8 protein-coding genes are annotated in these 5,134 nt (G+C 41.0%); 1 reads left to right on the top strand and 7 read right to left on the bottom strand.

All coding sequences use genetic code 11. The features are described 5' to 3' along the window. A partial coding sequence (locus tag IM485_RS19565) for a transposase (RefSeq protein WP_271928149.1) occupies window positions 1-108 on the top strand: 108 nt, incomplete at its 5' end. A 268-nt stretch (window positions 109-376) separates the two neighbouring features. Here IM485_RS19565 and IM485_RS19560 read toward each other — a convergent pair. The 7 genes from IM485_RS19560 to IM485_RS19530 all read right to left on the bottom strand — a co-directional run bounded on the left by IM485_RS19560 (window position 377) and on the right by IM485_RS19530 (window position 4,620). After that, window positions 377-589 carry a hypothetical protein gene (locus tag IM485_RS19560; protein WP_004158042.1) on the bottom strand — a complete coding sequence of 71 codons (213 nt, stop codon included), beginning with the start codon at window positions 587-589 and terminating at the stop codon, window positions 377-379. After that, window positions 586-1,062, bottom strand: coding sequence for a type II toxin-antitoxin system VapC family toxin (locus tag IM485_RS19555; protein ID WP_079205870.1), 477 nt, complete (start codon window positions 1,060-1,062; stop codon window positions 586-588). Before IM485_RS19555 ends, IM485_RS19560 begins: the two co-directional genes overlap by 4 nt. Before the next feature lie 304 nt (window positions 1,063-1,366). Beyond that, on the bottom strand, window positions 1,367-1,570 hold the full coding sequence (locus IM485_RS19550) for a hypothetical protein (protein WP_079205871.1): 204 nt from the start codon (window positions 1,568-1,570) through the stop codon (window positions 1,367-1,369). 265 nt (window positions 1,571-1,835) lie between these two features. Continuing rightward, window positions 1,836-2,018, bottom strand: coding sequence for a hypothetical protein (locus IM485_RS19545; protein ID WP_104396526.1), 183 nt, complete (start codon window positions 2,016-2,018; stop codon window positions 1,836-1,838). Between the two features lie 56 nt (window positions 2,019-2,074). Next, complete coding sequence (locus IM485_RS19540; protein WP_104396527.1) at window positions 2,075-2,275, bottom strand: hypothetical protein; 201 nt, start codon at window positions 2,273-2,275, stop codon at window positions 2,075-2,077. 862 nt (window positions 2,276-3,137) lie between these two features. Beyond that, complete coding sequence (locus IM485_RS19535; RefSeq protein ID WP_104396528.1) at window positions 3,138-4,370, bottom strand: ScyD/ScyE family protein; 1,233 nt, start codon at window positions 4,368-4,370, stop codon at window positions 3,138-3,140. A gap of 28 nt (window positions 4,371-4,398) precedes the next feature. Continuing rightward, a complete protein-coding gene (locus IM485_RS19530; RefSeq protein ID WP_133164144.1) occupies window positions 4,399-4,620 on the bottom strand; it encodes a hypothetical protein in 222 nt (73 codons plus the stop codon). Window positions 4,621-5,134 lie beyond the last annotated feature (514 nt).

The raw sequence follows: 5,134 nt of genomic DNA, 5'->3' as shown, positions 1-5,134 counted from the left end.
TTAATTGAGGGAATGAATACCAAAATAAAGCTTATTAAAAGAATGAGTTATGGATTTACCAATTTTCAACATCTTCGACTTAAGCTGTTTGCTTGCTTTAATTCATAACAAAAATTAACACACGAAAACCAGAAGAGCCTCAAATTTCATAGTCTAACTCTTTTAATCTGGTAATAAAGTCACAAATCTTGTTTCTTTCGTAAGTGAGTCGATAATCCAATAGGTAGAGACTCGTAAGTTTATCCCGTGGAACTCCTGAGATAAACTTATTCTGTATTGTTACATACAGCAATGAATCATTATCGCCCTAACTCTTGTGTTGGCAATGAATTGGCAATTAATCAGAATCAATCTATAGCGTTTCGCTCAAGCCAACCTAAGAGGCTGTTGTGTTGGCGTTGAAAGCTTTGGTGTGTTCTTCTCGAATTTTATGAATTTCTTCAGCATACTTGAGAGTAAACCCGTAGGATTCCGCAGCCTTTTCCGCAGCAATGCGAGACTTAACTAAATAGTCATGGATAGACGTGCATTCCTCCGATAATCTTGTTTGAGTTTTATCTTTTTCTTGCAAAATCTCTGAGTGGATCATAAGTTATTCTCCTCTTTGAATAGTTCAAGTGGTGTGACAATTTCAGGTGTTGACAAACCAGGGCGGGCATTGATAACGCGAATATGCTTCCGTTTGTTAGCATTCGCTAGGTGGTTGCAATTCCAAGTAACGAGATATTGAATGTCGAAATAGCTGGCATAGGCAAGATGTAGAGCGTCGCCCACAAGAGACCTTGGCATGACATAGTTGGCAAGATAAAACTCGACAACTTGTTCAAGAGCAGAAGTCGGCGGTAGTAAAGGAATCGTCGAAACCAAATGAATAATTTCAGCTTTACGCGGATAGTTTCCGTTGGTTAGTTCTTGAAGCACGGCATCCGAAATATATAAATCATAATAACTGGACATCTCCGACCACCACTTCCTTGTGATTTCGGTAAAAGTTTTTAGAGCTTCACGCTCATCAAAGTAATAACTCGGAACCGTGGAATCCAAGTACACTTTTTCTTTCATGATAATAACTGATCGAGAAGACTAAATTAAAGCCTGAAGCAGCCGTATGGTAGCCCCCTCTATTCTACTATCCTATCTCTGTAACGAAGTTGTTGCACTGTCATGCTTGACCTCGATCATTTCTCAGAGCGATCGCACTTGGACTCGATCGCATTGAAACTTCTCCATTTTATCCCAAACATTAGCGGTGCGTTACACGCGCGTTAACGCACCCTACAAGATCGGCGATCGCACTAAAAAAAAAAGTAGAGCGAGTTAAAAACTCGCCCTTGATTCAGACACGGAACAATTCGTCAAATCGCTATCAAACGATAGGGCGGATAGGGAGTATAGGGAGTATAGGGAGAATAGGACGGATGAAAATCCCAGTATTAGTGGTAGGCTTAGTTCCTCCCACAATCTTGTTAATCTGTTGGTCAGCAGAGAGTTCGTCCAGATAGCTTTCTGAATCGAGGAAAAGTTCAGAACCGATGGGTCGTAAATCCGAGTCAATTTTAATCGAAGCCATGTTTTTTCTCCTGGGTCAGGTCGATAGTGGATTGATTAAAGTCAGTTTGGTAAAACCCGACCAGTAACTGACTTTCTATATAGTCGCAGATTCCCCTTGTTTTCGTCAAGCAATTTGATAAATGTTTTCAGAAAAAATAGCTGTATTTATTTCTTCTTAACCTGAGTTTGCTCTAAAAAAATAGAGCGAGTGTTGAACTCGCTCTTAATTTAGACACGGAACAAGATGCTTATAAATAATAAGCATTTTGACACTTAACTTACTACTAACGATTAGCAAGATAGCCTAAGACAAGGCCGCCTGCGAACCAAACAGTGGTGGGACTTGTTCCTCCCACAATCTTGTTAATCTGTTGGTCATCAGAAAGTTCTTCGAGATAGCTTTCTGAATCGAGAAAAAGTTCAGAACCAATGGGTCGTAAATCCGAGTCAATTTTAATCGAAGCCATGTTTTTTTCCTTGATTAAGTTAACAGTGAATTGGGTAAAACTAAACCTAGTTTGGCTTACTTAAACTTACTAGCAATTTCCTTGCCAATTTCATAGCCAAGCCAGGCAGCACCTATTGCTACAAGACTGGGACTTGTTCCTCCGACAACCTTGTTAATCTGTTTGTCAGCAGAAAGTTCGTCCAGATAGCTTTCTGCATCGAGGAAAAGTTCAGAACCAATGGGTCGTAAATCCGAGTCAATTTTAATTGAGGCCATGTTTTTTCTCCTTGGTCAGGTGGATTGATTAAAGTCAGTTTGGTAAAACCCGACCAGTAACTGACTCTTTACATAATTGCAAATCCCCGCTGTGTTCGTCAAGCAATTTGATAACGGTTTTGAGAAAAAATAGCTATATTTATTTCTTTTTAGCTAAACTAACCTGAGTTCGGGATAGCGCTATCTTATGGGACTGTGGGAAAACCTTTGCCAACTCTGGATTCTGACCCCTTTGGTTAACAGGCGATTGCTACCGATCTGGCGATCGCTACTAATCAGGCGATCGCCTGAAGGCTTAGCCCACAAGAGAACTAGAGTTCTGCTTAACCTGAACTCAGTTTAAACTAAGTATTTCCGTTAGCGTAACAGCAATAGACATCTCCAAAAATTATAACCCAGTCACAGCTTGCTTTTAGCCTATGTACTAATTAAGCAGTTCGATAGCTGAAATGTATATCTGTCGTTGCTAATTCAATTTTACTGAAAAAATATGAGGCAATTAAAACAATTTTTATTCGGGTATATTCCTTGACTAGAAAGACTTTTGGTCTTGAAATAATATTAGGTCGAGGTCTAATGAAACTCCACCAAAAATGCCAAAAATTAGCAGCAGTTAGCCGTAGCCGTAGGTTGGATTGAGCAATAATAACTCTTGTCTGTCAAATATTAGCGACGCTTGAGGGAAACCCAACTGCACCGATGTCTTGAAGAATGTTGGGGTTCCCTCAAACCATTACCTCGATCCGTTTTGTCCCAAGCATTAAATCGATCAACCCAACCTACAAGCTGTTGTTTTCGTCAAGCAGTTTAATAACTATTTTGAGAAAAAATAGCTATATTTATTTCTTCCTGGCTAAATTAATTATTTCCGTTGGCGTAACAGTAATGAAACTCCACCAAAAATGCCAAAAATTAGCAGTCCTGTTATAGAATTAGGTTCGGGGACTGAAACCCGAACACGCACAACTTGTCCTCGTCCCGGAATATAACCTTGATTAGAGATATAGATATCCCCATCAGGGCCAATTGCTAAAGCCGTCGGGAAAAGTAGTCCATCACTGATGATGGATTTGCGATTTCCCTTAGGATCTATGTAGCTTAAAAGACCTGGACTAATATCAAAATATAATGAGCGAGTGGCATATTCTAAGACATACAAGCCTCCTTGATCATCAAAGGCAATATCAATTATTTGGGTGAAGCCATCAGCATACACTTCTGGTTTATTATCAGTCCCCAAGCGAAAAATACGTGCCGCATTTTCTGGAGAAGGAAATCCCGTCAATTCTGAGATATAAAAAGCTCCATCAGGCCCAATAGCCACACTGGTAGGAACTGATTGCATGGCAATGGTTTCTCCAGTAAAGGGGTCAGTTATCGGACGTTCAGGAAAGATAGACAACAGAGTAAGTTCGCTACCATCAGTTTTAGCTTTAAAAAAAGTGTTCCCGGCCGCATCGACGATATAAGCAGTGTCATCTTTAATTAAAAAAGCATAGGGATTGCTATCAATGCCATCGTTATAGGGATTAAAAAAGCCCGAATTATTATTATCGGGATTAAACAACCCTTCATACTCAGCTAGGTCTGCTAACGTTGTCAGAGAAACCTGTCCATTGAGATTATCAATGGCGACCAGTTGTCCAAATTCAGGAACATTAAGCACTTGATCCCGTTGTTCTGGAGAAGACCCCAAACCAAAAATGGCATAAGCTCTTCCAGTGGAGTCAAATTGTATATCATGGATTCCGGTCGCATCAATAGCAGTAGAGAATTCTGGAATTGGTAAAGCAATAGACGGAAGACCTGTAACAATGCGTTCGGCTGTACCATTTTTAATGCGGGTTATCGCACCAGTGTTACCATAACAAACTACTGGTCCGTTAGGTCCGGCTCCCGGTGCAGGAATACAGGGGCCTGCGCCGCCTCTACCTGCTTCTGTAACATATAAGGCTCCATCGGGACCAAAGGTGAGACCTCGTGGACTTTCAAGTCCACTGGCGATTATTTCCAAGTTAGCCGCCTGTAAGGGGCCGCCAACTCCAAATATCGTTAAGGCTGTTCCTACAGCAACTGTCAATAATTTTTTGAGCATTGATTAATTTCTCGGTAAATATTCAGGTCTAGGGGTTGACAAAGAGAGAAAAATCAGCAGTGGGGATAAGAGAGACAACCGTATTCAAGGGGTGATGGACAGAGGCCAAAGCCTGACGGAAGAAAGTTAAAATCGAACGGCCTTGGGCGCGACAAGACTGAATCACGGTCAACAAACGAGCAGTATCGACAAAGCCACGGAAGGAGTGAGAACCACCAGCTATCTTGCGCTTAGTTAGGGTTTGCGGCAAAAAGTAGAGTAGCAATTATTGTAGGTTGGGTTGACGCAAGGAAACCCAACCAAGAGTAACCTTTGGGGTGATTGGGTTTCGCTTTTTCAGTCGAATTAAGCCATTTTCGACCCAGTATTGTTTCGCTCAACCCAACCTACGAGGCTCTATCTTATGACAGAATTTATCCGTGGGGGTGTTTTGGTGCGAACAATCGGGATTGAGATAGAGACACAGACTCATAGCCGTTTGACAAGTATGGGAAGATAAGCCCTATTATACAAAAAGAAAGCAAGCTAGGGCGACTCTAGTGGGCAAATTTTCTCTGATAATTGCTTGAAAATACCGATAAAAATAGGTGAGTTAACAAAGCGTAACCCACCCGATATCTATTTGGCTCTACCGAACCTGTTATGCAAAACTATCAACAACTCATGCTTGTAAAGCTTGTAAAATAGGGCTTTGAGTTTTTGTTAGATTGATATTTATCAACTTTAGAGCATTGCTGGACAGAGAGGGAGCTTGGGGAATTTTC

This window comes from Microcystis sp. M169S2 (genome assembly GCF_020245865.1).
GTDB lineage: Bacteria > Cyanobacteriota > Cyanobacteriia > Cyanobacteriales > Microcystaceae > Microcystis > Microcystis ichthyoblabe_A.
This window is presented reverse-complemented; position numbering and strand designations above follow the sequence as displayed.